Source organism: Streptomyces sp. NPDC006872, assembly GCF_040635845.1.
In the GTDB taxonomy this organism is placed as follows: Bacteria; Actinomycetota; Actinomycetes; order Streptomycetales; family Streptomycetaceae; genus Streptomyces.
In genome coordinates, this window is record NZ_JBEYIL010000016.1 from 177,858 (window position 1) to 195,804 (window position 17,947).

Annotated in this window: 20 protein-coding genes; 11 read left to right on the forward strand and 9 right to left on the reverse strand. The window is 73.4% G+C overall.

The window, feature by feature from the left end; all coding sequences use genetic code 11:
- The first annotated feature begins 92 nt into the window (after nt 1–92).
- Nucleotides 93–821 (forward strand): hypothetical protein, encoded by a 729-nt coding sequence (locus tag ABZ725_RS37950; protein ID WP_358806953.1) that lies wholly within the window; start codon nt 93–95, stop codon nt 819–821.
- On the opposite strand, the gene ABZ725_RS37955 is transcribed toward ABZ725_RS37950, so the two are convergent.
- On the reverse strand, nt 814–1,659 hold the full coding sequence (locus ABZ725_RS37955) for a putative protein N(5)-glutamine methyltransferase (RefSeq protein WP_358806954.1): 846 nt from the start codon (nt 1,657–1,659) through the stop codon (nt 814–816). The genes ABZ725_RS37950 and ABZ725_RS37955 overlap by 8 nt on opposite strands.
- 260 nt (nt 1,660–1,919) lie before the next feature.
- On the opposite strand from ABZ725_RS37955, the gene ABZ725_RS37960 reads away from it, so the two are divergent.
- The gene (locus ABZ725_RS37960; protein WP_358806955.1) at nt 1,920–2,360 is read left to right on the forward strand and encodes a MarR family transcriptional regulator; all 441 of its coding nucleotides are present in this window, start codon (nt 1,920–1,922) and stop codon (nt 2,358–2,360) included.
- Here the strand turns inward: ABZ725_RS37960 and ABZ725_RS37965 are convergent.
- Nucleotides 2,321–3,082, reverse strand: coding sequence for a GNAT family N-acetyltransferase (locus tag ABZ725_RS37965; RefSeq protein ID WP_358806956.1), 762 nt, complete (start codon nt 3,080–3,082; stop codon nt 2,321–2,323). The genes ABZ725_RS37960 and ABZ725_RS37965 overlap by 40 nt on opposite strands.
- On the reverse strand, nt 3,079–4,011 hold the full coding sequence (locus ABZ725_RS37970) for an NADP-dependent oxidoreductase (RefSeq protein ID WP_358806957.1): 933 nt from the start codon (nt 4,009–4,011) through the stop codon (nt 3,079–3,081). The genes ABZ725_RS37965 and ABZ725_RS37970 overlap by 4 nt, the downstream gene beginning before the upstream one ends.
- Before the next feature lie 208 nt (nt 4,012–4,219).
- Here ABZ725_RS37970 and ABZ725_RS37975 point away from each other — a divergent pair, with 208 nt between their 5' ends.
- From ABZ725_RS37975 to ABZ725_RS37995, 5 genes are all read left to right on the forward strand, one after another.
- A complete protein-coding gene (locus tag ABZ725_RS37975; protein WP_351911991.1) occupies nt 4,220–4,825 on the forward strand; it encodes a sulfite oxidase-like oxidoreductase in 606 nt (201 codons plus the stop codon).
- Complete coding sequence (locus tag ABZ725_RS37980; RefSeq protein WP_358806958.1) at nt 4,818–5,603, forward strand: ferredoxin reductase; 786 nt, start codon at nt 4,818–4,820, stop codon at nt 5,601–5,603. The genes ABZ725_RS37975 and ABZ725_RS37980 overlap by 8 nt, the downstream gene beginning before the upstream one ends.
- 132 nt (nt 5,604–5,735) lie before the next feature.
- Entirely contained in the window at nt 5,736–6,323 is a 588-nt protein-coding gene (locus ABZ725_RS37985; RefSeq protein WP_358806959.1) for a DUF3592 domain-containing protein, read from the forward strand.
- Nucleotides 6,324–6,430: 107 nt separating this feature from the next.
- Complete coding sequence (locus ABZ725_RS37990; protein WP_358806960.1) at nt 6,431–7,399, forward strand: acetylxylan esterase; 969 nt, start codon at nt 6,431–6,433, stop codon at nt 7,397–7,399.
- A 128-nt stretch (nt 7,400–7,527) separates the two neighbouring features.
- A complete protein-coding gene (locus ABZ725_RS37995; protein WP_358806961.1) occupies nt 7,528–8,694 on the forward strand; it encodes a serine hydrolase domain-containing protein in 1,167 nt (388 codons plus the stop codon).
- 65 nt (nt 8,695–8,759) lie between these two features.
- On the opposite strand, the gene ABZ725_RS38000 is transcribed toward ABZ725_RS37995, so the two are convergent.
- From ABZ725_RS38000 to ABZ725_RS38025, 6 genes are all read right to left on the reverse strand, one after another.
- Nucleotides 8,760–9,485 carry a class I SAM-dependent methyltransferase gene (locus ABZ725_RS38000; protein ID WP_358806962.1) on the reverse strand — a complete coding sequence of 242 codons (726 nt, stop codon included), beginning with the start codon at nt 9,483–9,485 and terminating at the stop codon, nt 8,760–8,762.
- A gap of 86 nt (nt 9,486–9,571) precedes the next feature.
- Nucleotides 9,572–10,105, reverse strand: a complete 534-nt coding sequence (locus ABZ725_RS38005) for a hypothetical protein (RefSeq protein ID WP_358806963.1) — start codon at nt 10,103–10,105, stop codon at nt 9,572–9,574.
- Between the two features lie 123 nt (nt 10,106–10,228).
- Nucleotides 10,229–11,002, reverse strand: a complete 774-nt coding sequence (locus ABZ725_RS38010; protein ID WP_358806964.1) for an SDR family oxidoreductase — start codon at nt 11,000–11,002, stop codon at nt 10,229–10,231.
- On the reverse strand, nt 10,987–12,288 hold the full coding sequence (gene hisD / locus ABZ725_RS38015) for a histidinol dehydrogenase (protein ID WP_358806965.1): 1,302 nt from the start codon (nt 12,286–12,288) through the stop codon (nt 10,987–10,989). Before hisD ends, ABZ725_RS38010 begins: the two co-directional genes overlap by 16 nt.
- 22 nt (nt 12,289–12,310) lie before the next feature.
- Entirely contained in the window at nt 12,311–13,243 is a 933-nt protein-coding gene (locus ABZ725_RS38020; RefSeq protein WP_358806966.1) for a VOC family protein, read from the reverse strand.
- Nucleotides 13,240–14,208, reverse strand: coding sequence for a fumarylacetoacetate hydrolase family protein (locus tag ABZ725_RS38025; RefSeq protein WP_358806967.1), 969 nt, complete (start codon nt 14,206–14,208; stop codon nt 13,240–13,242). Before ABZ725_RS38025 ends, ABZ725_RS38020 begins: the two co-directional genes overlap by 4 nt.
- 253 nt (nt 14,209–14,461) lie before the next feature.
- Between ABZ725_RS38025 and ABZ725_RS38030 the strand changes: the two genes are divergently transcribed.
- From ABZ725_RS38030 to ABZ725_RS38045, 4 genes are read left to right on the forward strand one after another with little or no spacing between them, the layout of a single operon-like run.
- A complete protein-coding gene (locus tag ABZ725_RS38030) occupies nt 14,462–14,758 on the forward strand; it encodes an antibiotic biosynthesis monooxygenase (RefSeq protein ID WP_358806968.1) in 297 nt (98 codons plus the stop codon).
- Between the two features lie 43 nt (nt 14,759–14,801).
- On the forward strand, nt 14,802–15,926 hold the full coding sequence (locus tag ABZ725_RS38035; protein WP_358806969.1) for an FAD-dependent monooxygenase: 1,125 nt from the start codon (nt 14,802–14,804) through the stop codon (nt 15,924–15,926).
- 41 nt (nt 15,927–15,967) lie between these two features.
- Entirely contained in the window at nt 15,968–16,975 is a 1,008-nt protein-coding gene (locus ABZ725_RS38040; protein ID WP_358807042.1) for an amidohydrolase family protein, read from the forward strand.
- Complete coding sequence (locus ABZ725_RS38045) at nt 16,972–17,940, forward strand: cyclase family protein (protein ID WP_358806970.1); 969 nt, start codon at nt 16,972–16,974, stop codon at nt 17,938–17,940. The genes ABZ725_RS38040 and ABZ725_RS38045 overlap by 4 nt, the downstream gene beginning before the upstream one ends.
- The last annotated feature ends 7 nt before the right edge of the window (nt 17,941–17,947 follow it).

Sequence of the window (17,947 nt, forward strand, 5' to 3'; positions counted from 1 at the left end):
CTTTTGTTACTGCTTCCTTACCGCGTGCCTCGGACAATCACAGTGAGGCGTGGCAGCGGCGGCGCCGTAGTGGGCGAGGAGAGTGAGCCGTGATGCAGGAGCCGGAAAGGCCGCAGGGGCCGGAAGGACCGGAAGGACCGGAAAGGCCTCACGAGGTCGAACTGCTCTCGGGATCGGTCGGCGAGGGGGACGAGGGTCGGGAGCGCGCCGATCTGCGCACGCTGTGGCATCGCCGGTCGGCGCGCGGGCGTGCGGTGATCGCGGCCACGACCGTCGCCGTCCTGGCACTCGGCGGCACGGTGGCGTACGCGGCGACGTCGAACGGCTCCGACGGCGGCTCACCGTCGGCCGCGCCGTCCGCGTCCTCCTCCGACGGCCCCGGCGGGCGGCACGGACACGGCGGCCCGTGGTTCGGGCTCGGCGGGGACGCGGCGCACGGCGAGGCCACCGTCAAGGACCCCGACACCGGGGACTGGGTGGTCCGCGTCTGGCAGCGCGGCACCGTCGAGAAGGTGGCCGACGACCAGGTCACCGTCAAGAGCGAGGACGGCGCCTCGTGGACGTGGACGGTGGGTTCGGACGCCTCCGTCTCCGGCAAGGACGCCTCCGGCTCCGGCGCCGACACGCTGAAGAAGGGCGACACGGTGTACGTCGTCGGCTCCCGGTCCGGCGACCGGAACACGGCCGACCGGGTGCTGTCCGGCGCCTTCGACGACCGGGGCAAGGAGCACCGGCGCGGTGGCTTCCCGGAGCACGGCCCGTGGAACCGGGGCGACGACGAACGCTCCCCCGACCCCACGGGCAGCGGCGCCGCTACCTGACGCCGGTCGCGGCCCCGGCCCCGGTCCCGACGAGCACGTGGGCGTATCGCTCCTCGTCCTCGGCCACCCGCACCGCGAGACCGGCCCGGGTGAACGCCTCGACGGCGGCCGGGGTCTGACGCTCACTGGTCTCGACGAGGAGACAGCCGCCGGGGGCGAGCCAGTGCGGGGCCTCGGCGGCGACCCGGCGCAGCACGTCCAGTCCGTCGCCGCCGCCGTCGAGGGCGGTGAGCGGCTCGTGCTCGCGGGCCTCGGCCGGCAGCAGGGGCACCTCGTCGGTGGGGACGTACGGGACGTTGGCGGCCAGGATGTCGATCCGGCCCCGCAGTCGGCCGGGCAGCGCCTCGAACAGGTCGCCCCGGTAGGCGTGTCCCGCGTAGTCGGCGACGTTGCGCCCGGCGCAGCGCACCGCGACCGGGTCGATGTCCGCGGCGTGCAGCTCGACCTGCCCGAGGGACGCGGCGAGGGCGGCGCCGACCGCGCCCGAGCCGCAGCACAGGTCGACGACCACACGGGCGTGCGGCGCGGCGGCGAGGGCCTGCTCGACGAGGAACTCGGTGCGGCGGCGGGGCACGAAGACGCCCGGCTCGACGGTGATGCGCAGACCGAGGAACTCGGCCCAGCCGACGACGTGTTCGAGGGGCAGGCCCGACGCACGGCGTTCCACCATGACGGCGGCCTCGTCGGGAGTGCGGGCGGCGGTGCGGATCAACTCCGCCTCGTCCTCGGCGAAGACGCATCCGGCGGCGCGCAGGGCGGCGACGTGGGCGTCGAACGAAAGGGACCCGGAGGAGAACGAGTCGGACGAAGAGGGGGAGGAACTGGAAAGTGGAGGCATGAAGCCGAGAAGCCTTTCGGATGCCGAAGGGCGCTCTCGCGGTCTCCTACGGGCGGCGGCCCACGCCGTCCCGGGAGGAGAGCACCCGACCTGACACTGCGGTAATGGGTCTCACCTCCTCGGCCTCGCACGACTGGGGACCTCCGCAGCCGGACGGCCACATTACCCCAACGATCAGATGCTCTTCGTGGTTTCCCGCTCCCCGCACGCCAAGTTGTACTATGCAACCAGGTGGGCGGGGAAGCAGCGAGGGAGTGCCGGTGGACGCAGCCGAGGCCGTGGAGACCATCCAGCGGGAGATGACGGCCTTCGCGCGGCGGGCCCGCGCCTCGGCGGGCCGACTGCACCCCGAACTGTCGCTGGTGTCGTACACGCTCCTCGGCCACCTGGAGGAGAGCGGCGGCTGCCGGGCCACCGACCTCGCCGCGCACTACGCCCTGGACAAGTCCACGGTCAGCCGTCAGGTCGCCGCCCTGGAGCGCGCCGCCCTGATCGAGCGGCGCCAGGACCCCGAGGACCACCGCGTCCAGCTCCTCCACCTCACCGAGGCCGGACGCCGCCTCCTCGCCCAGGTCACCGAGAGCCGCCGCACGGCCTTCCGGGAACGGCTGGCCGAGTGGCCGGCGGAGGACCTGGAGCGGTTCGCGCAGTGTCTGGTGCGCTACAACGCGTGGACCGGCCCCGCCTCCGAGGCCGACTGAATCCGACGCACCGGCCCTTCCGGAACCCGTGCCGCCAGGAACGTCGTCCGGCGGCGCAGCCGGAAGCCCAGCGACTCGTAGAGCCGGATGGCGTTGACGTTGCCGGCGGAGGTGTGGAGGAAGGGCGTCTCGCCGCGTTCGCGGATGCCGTGGGCGACGGCGAGGATCAGACGGGTCGCCAGGCCCTCACCGCGGAAGGCGGGGTCGGTGCAGACCGCGCTGATCTCGGTCCAGCCGGGCGGGTGGAGCCGCTCGCCGGCCATGGCGACGAGCGCGCCGCCCCGGCGGATGCCCAGGTAGGTGCCGAGCTCGATGGTGCGGGCCTCGAACGGCCCCGGCTGGGTGCGGGCTATCAGATCGAGGATCTCGGGTACGTCGGCGGGGCCGAGCCTGATCGCCTCCGGGTCGGGTGCGGCGGCCAGCCCGTCGTCGACGAACTGCACGCCCTCCATCCGGAAGGTGACCTCCCAGCCGTCCGGGATCTCCCCCGGGAACCCGGGCAACGCGACCTCCGCACCGGCCCCGGCGAGCGCGGCGAGGTCCGCCCAGTCCTCCCCGTCCGGATCATCCGGCAACGCCAGCCAGGGCGACACGTCGACGGGATACCGCAGAACCCGCCCCCGCCGCTCGGCGAAGCGGGCGTGCGGCCCGGTGAGGGCGGCGCGGGCGGGGTTGTCGAGCACGTGCGGGGTCTCGACGAAGGGCGACTCGGCGGTGCTCATATGCCTGTTCCTATCTCCAGTACGACCTTGCCGCGGGTGTGGCCGCTCTCGACCTCGCGAAGGGCCTCGCCCGCCCGTTCCAGCGGGAAGGTGCGCGTGACGTGCGGGTTCAGGTCGCCGTGGACGACCAGTTCCGCCACCGCCCGCAGGACGGCCGCGTCACGGGCGCGGGCCACCCGGGCGCCGCCCAGCCGCTCGACCTCCTCGGCCGGGGCCCCCGCGGTGATCAGGCGGGAGGGGTCGCGCACCAGGGCCGCCGCCGCGTGCAGCACCTCGCCGCCGACGAGGTCGTAGACGCCGTCGACACCGTCCGGGGCCGCCAGCCGCGCGGTCTGCGCCCAGTCCGGGCCGGACGGCACGTGCACGGCGCCCAGCGACTCGAGGAAGTCCTTCTTGCCCTCGCTCGCGACGCCCAGGACGCGCAGTCCGAGGGCGTGGGCGATCTGCACGACGGCGACGCCGACTCCGCCGCCCGCGCCGGTGACCAGCAGCGTCGACCCGGCCGGCAGGTCGAGCTGATGAACGCCGTCGTAGGCGGTCGCGGCGGCCACCGGGAGGGTCGCGGCATCGGCGAAGGACAGTGCGGCGGGCTTGTGCGCGGTGATGCCGGCGGCCAGCAGCGCGTACTCGGCGTAGCCGCCCGCGACCGCGGTGCCGAACACCTCGTCGCCGGGCGCGAACCCGGTGACGCCCTCGCCGGTCTCCGCCACGACGCCGGCCACCTCGTTGCCCAGGACCGAGGGGAACACGCGTTCGGCGGTCTCGCCCGGCCGCCGGAAGCCCGTGCGCTGCTTCCAGTCGACGGGGTTCACTCCCGCCGCGCGCACCGCGACGAGCACCTCGCCGGGCCCGGGCCGGGGCCGCTCCAGCTCGACGAGCGCCTCCGTCTCGGGGCCGCCGTACCGGGTGAACACGTACGCCTTCGGCATTGCTCCCACTCTCCTTCGCCGGTGCCGGACCGCTGGTTCGCCGATCCGGAACGACACGTGCAAGGGCGGGAGGGCCGATGGCTATTCCCGGCCGGCGGGAGTGTTCATACGGCCTTAATGATCGTCGGACGGCCCCGGTGCGGAGCACGGCCGACCGGCACGTACGGTTGACTGCGTAACCCGACCGCCCCCCTCACGCTGGAACCGCATGAACGTCACCCGAGGCTTCACCGGCCGCCCGCGCGTCCTCGATCCGGGGCTGCCCCCCGGCCAGTACGACGCGGGCGACGACTGGCCCGTGCTGTCCGCCGAGGTCACCCCCGACCTCACGCCCGCCGACTGGACCTTCCGCGTCGACGGGCTGGTCGAGGCGCCCCGCTCCTGGGACTGGGACGAGGCGCACACGCTGCCGGAGTCCGCGTACGAGGGCGACATCCACTGCGTGACCAGCTGGTCGAAGTTCGGGGTGCGGTTCGGGGGCGTGTCCCTGGACGCGTTCCTGGCGGCCGTCCGGCCGCTGCCGTCCGCGACCCACGCCGTCGCGTACTCGCACACCGGGTACACGACCAACCTGCCCCTCGCCGACCTGACCGGCGGGCGGGCCTGGATCGCCTGGGAGTACGACGGCAAGCCCCTCGCGGCCGAGCACGGCGGCCCGGCGCGGCTGCTGGTGCCGCATCTGTACTTCTGGAAGAGCGCCAAGTGGATCGCGGGCCTGCGTCTCCTGGACCACGACGAGCCGGGCTTCTGGGAGCAGAACGGCTACCACGCGCGGGGCAACCCCTGGGAGGAGCAGAGGTACTCCGGTGACTGAGACCTTCGCCGCCTCCGCCCCTTCCGCCGGGGCCTTCACGCCCCTGACCCGGTTCGCCGTGCCGGGCCGGATCGCCGTGAGCAACCGCGCCGCCGCCGTGTGGCAGACGGCGACGCTCACCGAGATCCGCCGCGAGACCCCGCACGCGGCCACCTTCCGGTTCGCGGCGCCCGCCTGGGCGGGCCATCTGCCCGGCCAGCACCTGATGCTGCGGCTGACCGCCGCCGACGGCTACACCGCCCAGCGGCACTACTCGATCGCCTCCGCGCCCGACGCCGACGGCCACCTCGAACTCACCCTGGACCATGTGGCCGGCGGCGAGGTCTCCGGCTGGTTCCACACCGTCGCGAAGCCCGGTGACGAGGTCGAGCTGCGCGGCCCGCTCAGCGGCTTCTTCGCCTGGCCCGGCGACCGGCCCGCGCTGCTGATCGGCGCCGGCTCCGGGGTCGTCCCGCTGATGTCGATGGTCCGTCACCACCGGGCGCGCGGCCTCGACGTGCCGCTGCGGCTGCTGGTGTCCGCGCGCGCTCCCGAGGAGCTGATCTACGGGCGGGAGTACGACGCGGAGACGACGCCCGTGTTCACCCGGAGCGCCCCGGCGGGCGTGCCCGTGGGACGGCTCGCCGCCGAGCACGTGGCCCCGCTGCTCGCCGAGCGGCCCGCGGGCGGCTGGGAGGCGTACGTGTGCGGCTCGAACGCCTTCGCCGAGCACGCCTCGCGGCTGCTGGTCGAGGCGGGACAGCCGGTGGACCGCATCCGGATCGAACGCTTCGGCTGACCGTCCCCGGCCGCCCGCGCCGCCCCGGAGAGCCGTCGAGGGGCCGTCGTGCACGATGCGTGAAACGATGTACTCCGAACGGGGTACGACCCTCATGAGGGCACTCGTACGCGTGACGGCGAGGAGGTCGACATGCGAATCCGGGTGCGCGACCGGCGCTGGCGGGACAATCCGCTGCGGCGCCGGTCCGACGTCTTGGAGGCGTGGACGACGCTCGTCGTCGCCCTGCTGCTGCTGGTCGCCGTCCCCCTGGCCGGGGCGCTCGTCGGCCTGTGGGCCCATGCCGACGCGCAGACGGTCGCGGAGCGGCAGCGCGCCGAGCGCCACCGGGTGCGGGCCGAGGTCGTCGGCAAGGTTCCCGACACCCTGCCCACGGCGGAAGGCGTCCGGGGACAGACGTACCGCGTGAGCGTGCGCTGGACGCCGCCCGGCGAGAAGGCGCGGACGGCCACCGCGCGGGTTCCGGAGGGGACGCGGCAGGGCGACCGGGTGGACGTGTGGTTCGACGACCGGGGCCGGAGCGTCGCGGCGCCGCCGAGCGACACGATGGTGTGGCAGCACACGCTCACCATGGCGACCTGCGCGGCCGGCGGTGCGACCGCCGTGGTGCTGCTCGGGCACACCGTCGTCCGGCGGACGGCGATGCGGCACCGGCTGGGCGAATGGGAGCGGGAGTGGGCCCGCACGGAGCCGCAGTGGACCCGGCGCAGGCCCGCTTGAGGCTCCTGATCAGGCTCTGAAGCCCTTGATGAGGGTCTGGCGAGGGCTCCCGCCGCCCACGTACGGTGTGATCATTCGTACGGGCACTTAACAAAAGGCGGTCCTTCATGCCCCTGTTCGACCTGTCCCTCGAAGAGCTCCACGAGTACCGCAGCGCGTCCACCGAGCCCGAGGACTTCGACGCCTTCTGGTCCAAGACCCTCCAGGAAGCCCGCGAGCACGAGCTGGACGCCCGCTTCGAGCCGGTCGACACGGGCCTGGCCACGGTGCAGGTCTACGACGTGACCTTCGCCGGGTTCGGCGGACACCCGGTGAAGGGCTGGCTGACCCTGCCGACCGGGGCCGCCGAACCGCTGCCGCTGGTCGTGGAGTTCGTCGGCTACGGCGGCGGCCGCGGTCTGCCGCACGAGCACCTGCTCTGGGCGTCGACGGGCCGCGCGCACTTCATCATGGACACCCGCGGCCAGGGCAGCGCATGGGGCGGCGGGGGCGGCACCGCGGATCCGGTGGGCGGCGCGCCCTCGTACCCCGGGTTCATGACCCGGGGCATCGACGCCCCCGAGAACTACTACTACCGCCGGGTGTTCACGGACGCGGTGCGCGCGGTCGAGGCGGCCCGCTCCCACCCGCTGACGGACGCGTCGCGGACCGTGGCCCTCGGCGGGAGTCAGGGCGGCGGCATCACGCTCGCGGTGGGCGGTCTGGTGCCGGGCCTGGCGGCGATCGCCCCGGACGTGCCGTTCCTGTGCGACTTCCCGCGCGCGGCGACGCTGACGGACCGTCACCCGTACCGCGAGATCGGCCTGTTCCTCAAGACGCACCGCGGCCGCACCCAGGACGCCCTGCGCACGCTCTCCTACTTCGACGCCGTGCACTTCGCCTCGCGCGGCTCGGCCCCGGCGCTGTTCTCGGCGGCCCTGGAGGACCAGACCTGCCCGCCGTCGACCGTGTTCGCCGCCTTCAACGCCTGGGCGCACGAGGACAAGGCGATCGAGGTCTACGACTTCAACGACCACGAGGGCGGCGGCCCCTACCAGGAGGCGGTCAAGCTGCGCTGGCTGCGCTCGTACGCCTGAGCGGCGCGCGACGTCGGGCGACCTCGGGCGACGTCGGGCGACTTCCCCCCGGTCCGACCAGTCGGTATGTTCAGGGTGCCCGGGTCGCAGCGTCGCGGTCCGGGGTCCCGGCGGACCACGGAGGCCCCATGTCCGAGCACGTGCCACAGGTTCACGGCCACTGCGACCCGCGGTTCGCCGCGGTGCGGACGGCCTTCGAGGAGAACTTCCAGGGCCGCGGCGAGCTGGGCGCCGCGGTCGGCGTCACGGTCGACGGCGTGCCGGTGGTCGATCTGTGGGGCGGCTGGGCCGACGCGGCGCGCACGCGCGCGTGGGAGCGCGACACGCTGGTCAACGTGTGGTCCACGTCGAAGGGCCCGACGGCGCTGTGCGCGCACATCCTCGCCGACCGCGGGCTGCTCGACCTCGACGCGCCGGTGGCCGCGTACTGGCCGGAGTTCGCCGCGGCGGGCAAGGAACGGGTGCTCGTGCGGCATCTGCTGTCCCACCGCGCGGGTCTGTCCGGTCTGCGCGAGCCGCACTCGCTGGAAGAGTTCTACGACTGGGAGCTGACCACCGCGCGCCTCGCGGCCACGGAGCCCTGGTGGGAGCCGGGCACCCGGTCCGGCTATCACGCCTTCACCTACGGCTTCCTGGTCGGGGAGGTCGTTCGGCGGGTGTCCGGGCTGCTGCCGGGGGCCTTCCTGGAGCGGGAGGTGACCGGTCCGCTGGGCGTCGACTTCACGATCGGGCTGCCGGAGAAGGAGGCCGGGCGGGCCGCCGAGCTGGTGCATCCGCCGGCCGCCTCCGCCAGTGAACAGGCGGCGATCTTCAGTCAGTTGGCCCCCGCCGCCATCGCGGCACTGGCCAACCCCGTGGTCGGTGCGACCGAGGCCAACTCACCGCAGTGGCGGGCGGCGGAGATCCCGGCCGCCAACGGCCACGGCACCGCACGGGCCGTCGCCGCGCTCTACGGGATCTTCGCCGGCCGGGGCACGTACGACGGTCGGCGGATCCTCTCCCCTGAAGCGGCCGAGCGGGTGCGCGAGGGGCAGGGCGGCTGCCGGGACCTCGTCCTGGGCGCCGGGCTCGGGCACGAGACGGAGATCGGGCTCGGGCTGTGGCTGAGCGGCCCTGCGCAATCGTACGGACCCAATCCGCGCGCGTTCGGACACGACGGCTTCGGGGGCTCCTGCGGGCTCGCCGATCCGGAGGCGGGGGTGTCGCTCGGGTATGTGATGAACCGGATGGGGCCGCACATCTCCGACGACCCGCGGAAGAAGGCGCTGGTGGACGCCCTGTACAGCGCGCTGTGAGCGCGGGCGCGGCGGGGGGGGGCGGGACTCCGGAGGGGTCGGGGGGCCGGGGGGCCGGGGGCCGCTCAGTCCGCCCGTCGCGCCTCGACCAACCGGACCCGTGGACTTCCGTCGCTCCGCGTGCCGAACTCGGGCAGGGCGCGGAGGTCCACGCGGAATCCGGCGCGCTCCAGTGCGCGCCGGACCTCACCGAGCCGGAAGGCCCGGTAGTACATCACGAACGGCGGCCGCCACACGGCGTTGCGCACCCGCATCACGGCGTCGAAGCCCAGGAGCATCCAGAAGGCCGGGGAGGACGGCCGCGGCGGTGCGAGGACCGGGAACGCGAAGGATCCGCCCGGCCGCAGCACGCCGTGCACCTGGGCGAACAGGCCCGGCAGCTCGCGCGGCAGGAAGTGCCCGAACGCGCCGAAGCTGACGACGAGGTCGAAGCGGGCCGCGAAGGGAAGGGCGCGGGCGTCCGCCCGCACCCAGGACACCCGCGGCCCGGTCGGACGGGCCCGGCGGCGGGCCTCGTCGAGCATGCCCGCGCTGAAGTCGACCCCGGTCACGCTGCTCCGGCACACCGTGGCCAGGACGTCGACCCCGGCGCCCGTGCCGCAGCACAGGTCGAGGCCGTCCGCGTACGGGCCGGACTCCTTCAGCGCGGAGGTGACCGCGTCCAGGACGGAGTCCGGGGTGCGGAACGGCGTGTGGTCGAACTTCGGCGCGAGAAGGTCGTAGCCGTGCTCGACGGACGACAGGGCCTGGACGGCGAGCTCACGCAGGGTGGGGCCTTCGGGGCTGAACATCCGTGCCACCTTACGACGGCCCGCCGCTTCGGGAGCACGAGGGCTCGGCGGGAGGCGGAGCTGAGGTCGGGCTCCGCCTCCTGGGGTCAGGCGACGGTGAGGGTGAGGGCGCCCGTGCAGGTCGTGCCCGGGGTGAGGGTCGTCGGCGTGCCGTCGACGGTCAGGGTGACCGCCTTGCCGCGTGGCGCCCGCACGGCGGCGTCGGCGGCCGGGGTCAGCGCGGTCAGGTACGAGGTGCCGGTGACCGTCCAGACGGAGCCGCTCTCCAGCCGGACGATCGCGCCGTTGTTGACGGTGGGCCGCACGGTGTTGGTGACGATGCCGAGCTCGGTCAGCCTGCTGAGCCGGGTGGTCGCGGCGACCTCGTAGGTCTCGCCGGAGCCGACCGTGAGCGTTCCGCCGGAGGTCTTCGCCGCACCGGCGGTCGCAGTGGCGGTCGCGGTTGCGGTCGCGGTTGCGGTCGCGGTGGCGGTGGCGGTGGCGGTGGCGGTGGCAGTCGTGGTCGGGAGCAGGACCGCGCCGGCCGTGAGCGTCGGGTGATCAGCGTCATTGCTTGCCTTCCGAGGGGTTCGAGTGCGCCGTCGCGCAGTGTGATCGGCCCGCCGTCGGAAAGGGGGCACGACGGCTCGGGCGAAGTCGGCTGCGGTTCGGCAGCGCCCTGAAGGGGCGCGGGGAACTGCGCGACCAGCCACGATCGCGCCGCAGCTGAACGACGGCACATCGCGGCACTTCCAGCGGAGCGCTCAGGCAGGCGCGACCATCCCCGCCGACAGGTCGATGTCGGCTCCGCACAGACCGGGCATGGCCAGCATCGCCACCAGCGCACGGGCGACTTCGTGTTCCTCCACCAGCCGGCCCAGCGCGGCGCGGGAGGCGAAGTCGCGTTCGGCCTCCTCCACGGTGCAGCCGGTGAGTTCGGCCGTGAGCCGGAAGTTGCGGTCCATCCGCGGGCCCCTGACCGGGCCCGGGGAAAGGGAGTTGACCGCGACGCCCAGCGGTCCGACCTCGCCGGCCAGGGTCCGGGTCAGACCGAGCAGCGCCATCTTGGAGGCGGTGTACGGGGTGCGGTGGAGCAGGGGCCGTTTCCCGCTGACCGAGGCGACGTTGACGACATCGCCGCGGCCTGCCGCGATCATCGGCGGCAGAAAGGCCCGGCACATCAGGTAGACCCCGCGGACGTTGGCGGCGAACACGGCGTCCCACTCGTCCGGCTCGATGTCGGTGAGCGGCTTCACCGGGCCCGCGACGCCCGCGTTGTTGACGAGCAACGACACGTCCTCGTCGGCGAGTTGGACGGCCAGTGCGCTCACGGAGTCGGGGTCGGAGACGTCACAGACCGCCGTGCGCGCCTCTTCGCCGACCCGGTCGGCCGTCTCGGCGAGGGCCTGTTCGTTGCGCCCGACGAGGACGACCCGGGCCCCGGAGTGCGCCAGGGCCAGCGCGAACGCCCGCCCCAGCGGCCCTCCCCCGCCCGTGACGAGGGCGGTGCGCCCGCGCAGGCTCACTCGGTGTTCCACGGCAGCTCGTCGCTGGCCGCCTTCGCGGCCCGTACGTCGCCGGAGCGTGCGTGGCCCTCGAACAGCTCCACCCGGGAGGCCCGCCCGCACAGCCGGCCGAGCAGGGCCTGGGACTCGGGGTCGGTCACCTCCTGGTAGGTGACGGTCTTGAGGTACTTCCCGACCCACAGGCCGCCGGTGTAGCGGGCGGCGCCCCGGGTGGGCAGCACATGGTTGGTGCCGATGACCTTGTCGCCGAAGGAGACACAGGTGCCCTCGCCGAGGAACAGGGCGCCGTACTGGGTCATCCGCTCCAGCGCGAGCCTCGGCTCGGCCGTCAGCACCTCCACGTGCTCGAAGGCGAATGCGTCGGCCAGTTCGTACAGTTCGTCGAGGGTGTCGACGACATGCACCTGGCCGTGGTCGCGCCAGGCGGGCCCGGCGAAGTCCCGGGTGGGCATGGAGGGCAGCAGCCGTTCGACCTCGGCGAGGGTCCGCTCGGCGACCTCGCGCGAGGTGGTGATCAGCACGGCCGGCGAGTCGGGGCCGTGCTCGGCCTGGGACAGCAGGTCGACGGCGCAGACGAACGGGTCGGCGTGCTCGTCGGCCAGGACGAGGATCTCGGTCGGCCCGGCGAACAGGTCGATGCCGATCTCGCCGAACAACTGCCGCTTCGCCTCGGCGACATAGGCGTTGCCGGGCCCGGCGATCAGGTTCACGGGCCGCATGGCGTCCGTGCCGACGGCCATCGCGGCGACCGCCTGCACCCCGCCGAGCAGCCAGATCTCGTCCGCGCCCGCGAGGTGCATGGCGGCGACGGTGGCGGCCGGGATCTCGCCGTGGATGGGCGGGGTGCAGGCCACCACCCGCGGTACGCCCGCCACCTTGGCGGTGACGACGGTCATGTGGGCGGAGGCGGTGAGCGGGTAGCGGCCGCCGGGGATGTAGGCGCCGGCGGCCTGCACGGGGATGTGCTTCTGCCCGAGCCGCACGCCCGGCAGGGTCTCCACCTCGAACTCCCGCAGGGAGTCCAGCTGGTGGCGCGCGAAGGCGCGGACCTGGTCCTGGACGAACCGGATGTCGTCGATGACCTGCTCGGGCACCGACGCGACGATCTTCTCGACCTCCTCGGCGGAGAGCCGGAAGGAGTCCGGGCTCCAGGCGTCGAACTTCTCGGAGTACGCGCGCACGGCCGCGTCACCGCGTTCGCGGACGTCCGCGACGACTGCGGCGACGGTCGCGCGGACCTGGTCGAGGGAGGCGGCCACTTCGGCCCTGGGAACGGCGTGCTTCAGGATCTCTGCCACAACGGCGGCCTTTCTCGGGAGGTCAGACGGGCGGGGCGGTGAAGAGCACGTCCGGGTCGTTGAACTGCTCCTTGGCGACCGACTCGCTCATCGGGTCGGCGGTGCCCCACTGGTCCTGGGTGATCGGGTCGTCGACGTCATGGCGGCCCGGATGCCACAGGTCCTCTTCCAGGACGGCGAGTTCGGTCGTGTACTCCACCGTGTTGCCGTGCGGGTCGTGGAAGTAGGAGAAGGTGTTGTCGCCGGCGAGATGGCGGCCCGGACCCCAGGTGAGCCGGGTCCCGGCGCGCAGCGCCCGGCCGGTGCCGCGCATGTACTCCTCGACGCCCCGCATCTCGAACGAGGCGTGGTGCAGGGAGACATGGGGGCCGCGCGCGATGGCGAAGGAGTGGTGCAGGGGGCTGCACCGCAGGAAGTACATGAGGTCGCCCATGTGCGTGGAGTAGAGGGTGTCGGTGAGCCGGAAGCCGAGGTGCTCGACATAGAAGTCCCGCAGCCCCTCGGGGTTCCGGGAGTTGACCACGCAGTGGGAGAGCCGCACCGGGATCGCCTCGCGCTCCTCGATCCTGCGGTGGGCGCGGGTGGCGACGTCGGCGGAGACCTCGACGACCCGCCCGTCGGGGTCGAAGAAGCGCAGGCCGTAGCCGCCGCCGGGGGTGTCCAACACCTTGGGTTCGCCGATGAGTCGGATGCCGGCCCGGCCGAGGCGGACCGCGAGTTCGTCGACGGCCGCCGCCGACACCGCCCCGAAGGCCACGAGGTCCATCCGCTTGCGCTCGTCCTCGCGGATCCGTACGACGTACTGCTCGGGGCTTCCCTCGGCGGCGAAGAAGGCGAGTCCGTCGTCGTTCGCGACCTCGGTGAGGCCCCAGGTGTCACGGTAGAAGGCGCGTTGCCGGGCGAAGTCCGGTACGGCCAGGTCGACATGGCGGAGGTGGGTGATGAGGGTCGTCACGGTGCGCTCCTGACTGTGTTGCGCTGCCGGCCCAGGCCGGTGATCTCCGCCTCCAGCACGTCCCCGGGCTTCAGGAACACGCCCCAGTGCGCGCCGTTGCCCGCCGGGGAGCCGGTGAGCAGCAGGTCGCCGGGGTGCAGGGTGGTGGTCGTCGAGACGTATGCGATGAGCCGCGGGATGTCGAAGATCATGTCCTTGGTCGACTCGTCCTGTCGGACGACTCCGTTGTGGCGCAGGGTGATCCGCAGGTCGTCCGGGTCGCCGACGAAGGCGGCGGGCACCAGGAAGGGGCCGGTGGGCAGGAAGGTGTCGGCGTTCTTGGCGGTGAACCAGTCCGTGCCGATGGCCTTCAGGTCGGGCCGGTAGAGGCGGTCGCGGGTGGTGAGGTCGTTGCAGACGGTGTAGGCGGCGACGTGGTCGTAGGCGTCCTCGGCCGCGATGTTGCGGCCCGACTTCCCTATGACGAGAGCGAGTTCGAGCTCCCAGTCGTGCTGCTCGCCGAGCGCGGGGAGCACGATGTCGTCGTAGGGCCCGCACATCGCGCGCGGTGAGCCGAGGAAGACGTACGGGACTCCGCTGCGGATCCGTTCGTCCATCATCTGCTCGGCGTCGGCGCGGGCCTCCTCGGGGGTGGCGCCGTGGACGCTCTCCTTCTCGGCGGCGACCAGGTCGACCACGTGCTTGCGGTAGTTGGCGCCGCTCTGCAGGATCTGCCCCGGTGCGATCGGGGCGAGGACCCGCAGGTCGGCCAGGTCGTGCCAGGGGCCTTTCGCGGAGCCCGCCAGGTCGTGCAGGCGGGGCAGCCAGGCGTCCCACTCCTCGACCAGGGCGCGGACGGACGCCACCAGGTCGGACAGGTCGCGCACGCGCGTTCCGGTGACCAGTCCCGGGAAGACCGCGGAGTCGGCGCGGAACGTGCCGAGCGCGAAGGGCCCGGCGTGGGTGGGAAGGGAATCGTCTGGCACGGGCGGCTCTCCTCGTACGGTCCGATCGGATTTCCCCCGACGCTAGGAGTTGCGCGCCCGGTCGGGAAATGGCCGTTGGCGATGCCTGCCATCACCGGCGCGCCGGCCCCCTGGCCCGTCCGTTCGCCCGGGGCTCCATCGCCGTGCGGGATGGATGACGTGCCCCTTGGCGATGCCTCGATCCGTTGACCGCGGCACGGCCGCCGACCAGGCTCGGAGCATCCCCGTCCCGAGGAAGTCAACGGAGTCCGCCGTGATCGTCGAGCATGCCCAACTCACCGTCGAGGCCGGCCGGGAGGAGGAGTTCCAGGAGGTCTTCGGCACGGCGCGGGAGGTGCTCGCGGAGGCCGACGGCTTCCGGTGGGCGCGGCTGTTGCGCTGCGTCGAGCGGCCGCAGGGGTTTCTGCTGCTGGTCGGCTGGGAGTCCGTCGAGTCGCACACGGTGGGCTTCCGGGAGTCCGAGCGCTTCGGGCGCTGGCGTGCGCTGGTCGGGCCGTTCTTCGCCGCGCCGCCGGCCGTCGAGCACTACGACGCACCCGTACCGCGCTGAACCCGATCCCCCGCATCTGTTCCTACGTCCGCAAGGATCGCCCATGCCCGTACAGAAGGTGCTCGTCGTCGGCGGCGGCATCACCGGAAGCGTGCTGTCCGTCGCGCTCGCCCAGCGCGGCGCCGACGTCGAGCTCGTCGAGATCTCCCCCCAGTGGTTCGGCGTGGGCCACGGCATCACTCTTCAGGGCAACGCGCTCAAGGCGCTGCGGACCGTCGGCGTCCTGGACCGGGTCCTGGAGCGGGCCGTGCCGTTCGACGTGCTGCGGCTGCTGCGCGCCGACGGCACGCTGATCGCGGAGCTGCCCACTCCGCACACCGGGGGGCCGGACCTGCCCTCGACCGCGGGTGCGCTGCGGTCGGATCTGCAGGACGCACTGTGTGACGCCGTGCACGCGCACGGCGTCACCGTGCGGCTCGGCCTCAGCGTGGACCGCCTCGACCAGTCCGCCGACCGGGTGGACGTCACGTTCACCGACGGCTCCACCGGCCGTTACGACCTGATGGTCGGGGCCGACGGGATCAACTCCCGGATGCGCGAGCTGATCGGCATCGGCGCCAAGCCGTCCCCGGTCGGCATGTCGATCTTCCGGGTGATCGCGCGACGGCCGCCGGAGATGGTGTGCCACGAGGTGTACTACGGCGGCCCGCGCTTCAAGGCCGGGTACAGCCCGATCTCCGCCGACCGCTGCTACGCCTACCTCCTGGACGAGAACCTGGACGCCTCCCTCATCGGCCCCCGGGCCCCGCTGGCGCTGCTGCGGGAGCGCGGCGCCGGGTACGGCGGCATGTGGGGGAAGATCATCGCCGCGCTGCCGGACGACACGGCGGTCGACTATCGCTGGGTCGAGGCAGTGCTGGTGGACGAGCCCTGGCACCGGGGCCGGACGATGGTGATCGGCGACGCCGCGCACGCCTGTCCGCCGCTCATCGCGCAGGGCGCGGCCATGTGCATGGAGGACGCGGTGCTGCTGGCCGAGCTGGTCACCGGGGACGAGCCGCCGGCGCAGGCCCTCGACCGGTTCATGGCCCGGCGGCTGCCGCGGGTGCGGATGGTGCTGGAGAACTCGCTGCGGCTGGCCGACTGGGAGATCCACCCCGACACACCCGGCGCGGACCCGGCCCGGATCATGTCGGAGACGCTGCACTCCCTGACGGCGGCGGCGTGAGCGGCGGCGGCGTGAGCGGCGGCGGCGTGAGCGGCGGCGGTGTGAGCGCATACCCCGTCGTCGACTTCCACGGCCATCTCGCCGTCCCGGCCGCCGATGCGATCGTCGCGGGCACGCCCGGCTTCGCCGCCGAGCTGGCCGCCGAACAGCGCGCCCACTCGTCCGCCTCGCTGGCCGTCAACCGCGCCCAACTGGAGCGGCTGCGGGTCAGGTTGACGGATGTGGCGGCGCGGCTGGCCGACCTGGACGCGATGGGCGTCGACGCGCAGGTGGTCGGTCCGATGCCGATGCACCACTACTGGACGGGCCGGGCGACGGCCGCCCGGCTGGCCCACACCGTCAACGAGGCCGTCGCCGCGCACTGCGCCCTGGCGCCGCAGCGGCTGCACGGGCTCGGCACGGTACCGCTCCAGCACCCCGACCTGGCCGTGACCCTGCTGGAGACGGCGGTCGGCGAGCACGGGCTGCACGGCATCAGCGTCTCCACGACCGTGAACGGCAGGGAACTCGCGGACCGGGCGCACGACCCGGTGTGGCGGGCGGCGGAGGAGCTGGGGGCGGTGGTGTTCGTCCATCCGTGGGGCTGCTCGCTGGGCGACCGGCTCGCCACGCACTACCTGGGCAACACCGTCGGCCAGCCGGTGGAGACGGCGGTGGCCCTGTCGCACCTGATCTTCACCGGGGTCCTGGACCGCTTCCCGCGGCTGAAGCTGGTGGCCGCGCACGGGGGCGGCTATCTGCCGACGTACATCGGGCGCTCGGACCACGCCTGGCGGGTCCGGGCGGACGCGCGCGGCTGTGCGGAGCCGCCGAGCGCGTATCTGCGGCGCATGTGGTTCGACGCGCTCGTCTACACCCCGCGCGCCCTGCGCGCTCTGGTGGAGGAGGTGGGCGCGGACCGGGTCGTGCTCGGCACGGACCATCCCTTCGACATGGGCGTCGACGACCCGCTGGCCCGCCTGGACGCCGCCGGCCTCGCCCCGGCCGACCGGGCGGCCGTCGCCGGCGGCAACGCAACCGACCTGCTGCTGAAAGGACACCCGCGATGACCCTCGGTCCCATCGAGGAGGAACTGGCCAAGGCCCGTTCCGCGTACCGCAACTGGGGTCGCTGGGGCGAGGACGACGTGCTCGGCACGCTGAACTTCCTCGACGACGCGATCCGGGCCCACGCGGCGGGGCTGGTGCGCCGGGGGCGTTCCTTCTCCCTCGCCCTGGAGTTCAACGAGGCGGGGCCGCAGCGCGGGTTCCGCGGCCGGATCAACCCCGTGCACTACATGAAGGACACCGGGTCCGACGCGGCCGCGGGCACCCAGGGCTTCCCGCACGGCTTCGGTGGCGCGGACGACCATGTGGTGATGCCTCTCCAGGCGTCCACGCAGTGGGACGGGCTGGGCCATATCTTCGACAACAAGCAGGCGTGGAACGGCCGTTCCTGCACCATCGTGAACGGCGACGGGGACTCGGTCACCGGCATCGAGCACATGGCGGACGCGTTCACCGGCCGTGGCGTCCTGCTGGACGTGGGCCGCGTCCTCGGCGACGAACACGGCGAGCTCCCCGACGGCTTCGCCGTCCTGGAGGAGCATCTGCGCGCCACCGTCGAGGCGCAGGGCGCCACCTCCACCGTGCGGCGCGGCGACCTGGTGCTGGTGCGGACCGGCCAGCTCGGCCGGGTGCGGCGGCTCGGCTCCTGGGGCGCCTACGCGGCAGGGGACGCGCCCGGGCTGTCCTTCACCACCCTGGGCTGGCTGCACCGTACGGAGATCGCGGCGATCGCCACCGACACCTGGGGTCTGGAGGTACGGCCGCACGAGTTCGCCGAGCCGGCGATGTCCCCGCTGCACCAGATCGCCATCCCCAACATGGGCCTGCCGCTGGGCGAGATGTGGGACCTGGAGGCTCTCGCCGAGGACTGCGCGGCGGACGGCGTCCATGAGTTCCTGCTGGTCGCGGCCCCGCTGCCGGTCACCGGCGCGGTGGGCGCGCCCGTCAACCCGATCGCGATGAAGTGAGGGCGCC